Annotated in this window: 1 protein-coding gene; it reads left to right on the forward strand. The window is 65.0% G+C overall.

What is annotated here, in order from left to right; all coding sequences use genetic code 11:
- Positions 1-194 precede the first annotated feature (194 nt).
- Positions 195-1,562, forward strand: coding sequence for an MFS transporter (locus RJ1_RS44840; RefSeq protein ID WP_240319834.1), 1,368 nt, complete (start codon positions 195-197; stop codon positions 1,560-1,562).
- Positions 1,563-1,668: the final 106 nt, after the last annotated feature.

Consider the following 1,668-nt stretch of genomic DNA (forward strand, 5'->3'; position numbering starts at 1 on the left):
ACCCACGACCAGGCCGCGACCGTATCGCGCACGTCCAGACGCAGTGCGCACTGATTGGAGCAACAATGCAGGAAATCGATCGCTCCACAGTGGGCGCGACGGCAGCGCAGAGCGGATCTGCACTCACGGGACGGTCGCGGAAGGTGCCGAGGACGACTGCTTGCATCACGACGAGGAAGGGAGAGGATGTGTTCATGGCACTCCCGGGCGACACCGAACGGGCAGACGACCCCGCCGGCGGCGGCAAGAGGGTCGCCCCGGCGGTGAGCGCTCCCACTGCCCGCACCGCATGGAGCATCACGTTCCTCGTGATGATTCTGCAAACGATCAACTTCGCAGACAAGGCGGTACTCGGGATCGTCGCCCGGCCGCTGTCCGAGGATCTGGGCCTGTCGAACGCGGACATCGGACTCCTGGGCAGTGCCTTCTACGTCCTGTTCGTGATCACCGGGCTGGTCGGCGGCTTCATCGCCGACCGTGTGCGCATCGTCTGGGTACTGCTGGCTCTGGCGCTGCTGTGGTCGCTGGTTCAGATTCCGGTACTGCTGGTGGGCACGTTCACCGCGCTGATCATCAGCCGCGTGCTGCTCGGCGCCGCGGAAGGCCCCGCGAGTGCGTTGAACAACGTCGCGGTGTTCGGATGGTTTCCCAAGAGCAAGCGCGGACTTCCCTCCGCGGTGGTCAGCTCCGGTACGTCGCTGTCGAAGATATTGATGGCGCCGGTGCTCACGGTGATCGTCGCAGCATATGGATGGAAGGCCGCATTCTGGGCCCTGATGATCGTCGGCCTGGTGTGGGCTGCCGTGTGGCTGGTTGTCGGCAAGGACGGGCCGTATTCGGTGAGCAGTGCGCGCGCGGTAGCCAAGTCCGGTACCACCGGCAAGGTGGAACGGGTGAGTTTCCTGCGGATCGCCGCATTGCCGACCTTCTGGGGTGGGGTACTCGGCATGTTCGCCATCTACGGCATGGTCGCGGTGATACTCACCTGGCTGCCTTCCTACTTCGAGCAGGGGCTGGGCTTCAGCCGGGTCGACTCGGGTCTGCTCTTCGCACTGCCGAGCGTGACCGGGATGGCGTCGATGTTGTTGGTGTCCTTCATTACCGATCGGCTCGCCGGCAGGGGCATGAGCGTGCGGATCTCGCGCGGAATGGTGTCGGTGGTGTCGTTGTTCGTCTGTGGCGTCATGCTGGCCTCCATCCCCTTGGTACACAGTGCGTGGCTGGCCGTGGTCCTCGTGGTCGCGGGATACGGAGCCGGGGTGGCCAGCTACCCGCTGATGAATGTCGCGGTGGCGCACATCAGCCCGGAACGTCAGGTCGCATCCACTCTGGGCGTCTTCACCGCACTGTTCTCGACCTCGGGCATCCTCGCGCCGTGGCTCACCGGTCACCTCGTCGATACGGCGACTACGCCGGCCGAGGGGTACACGACGGCTTTCCAGATCTTCGGTGTCGTGGCAATCATCGGCGCCGTGGTGATGGCGCTGACCGTCAATCCCGAGCGTGATCGCGCCCGGATCGCGGCGATCGACACGCTGACCAGCGCCGACGACAGGTCCTGACGAGCCGGGACGCAACACCACGCGGCGTCATGCGACATCTCGTCGGCGACGAACAACAAGCACCGTAACTGCATGCGCGACTACGAAACCCGACCTGCCACCGCTG

Origin of the sequence: Rhodococcus jostii NBRC 16295 (assembly GCF_001894825.1) — a bacterium.
In the GTDB taxonomy this organism is placed as follows: Bacteria; Actinomycetota; Actinomycetes; order Mycobacteriales; family Mycobacteriaceae; genus Rhodococcus_F; species Rhodococcus_F jostii.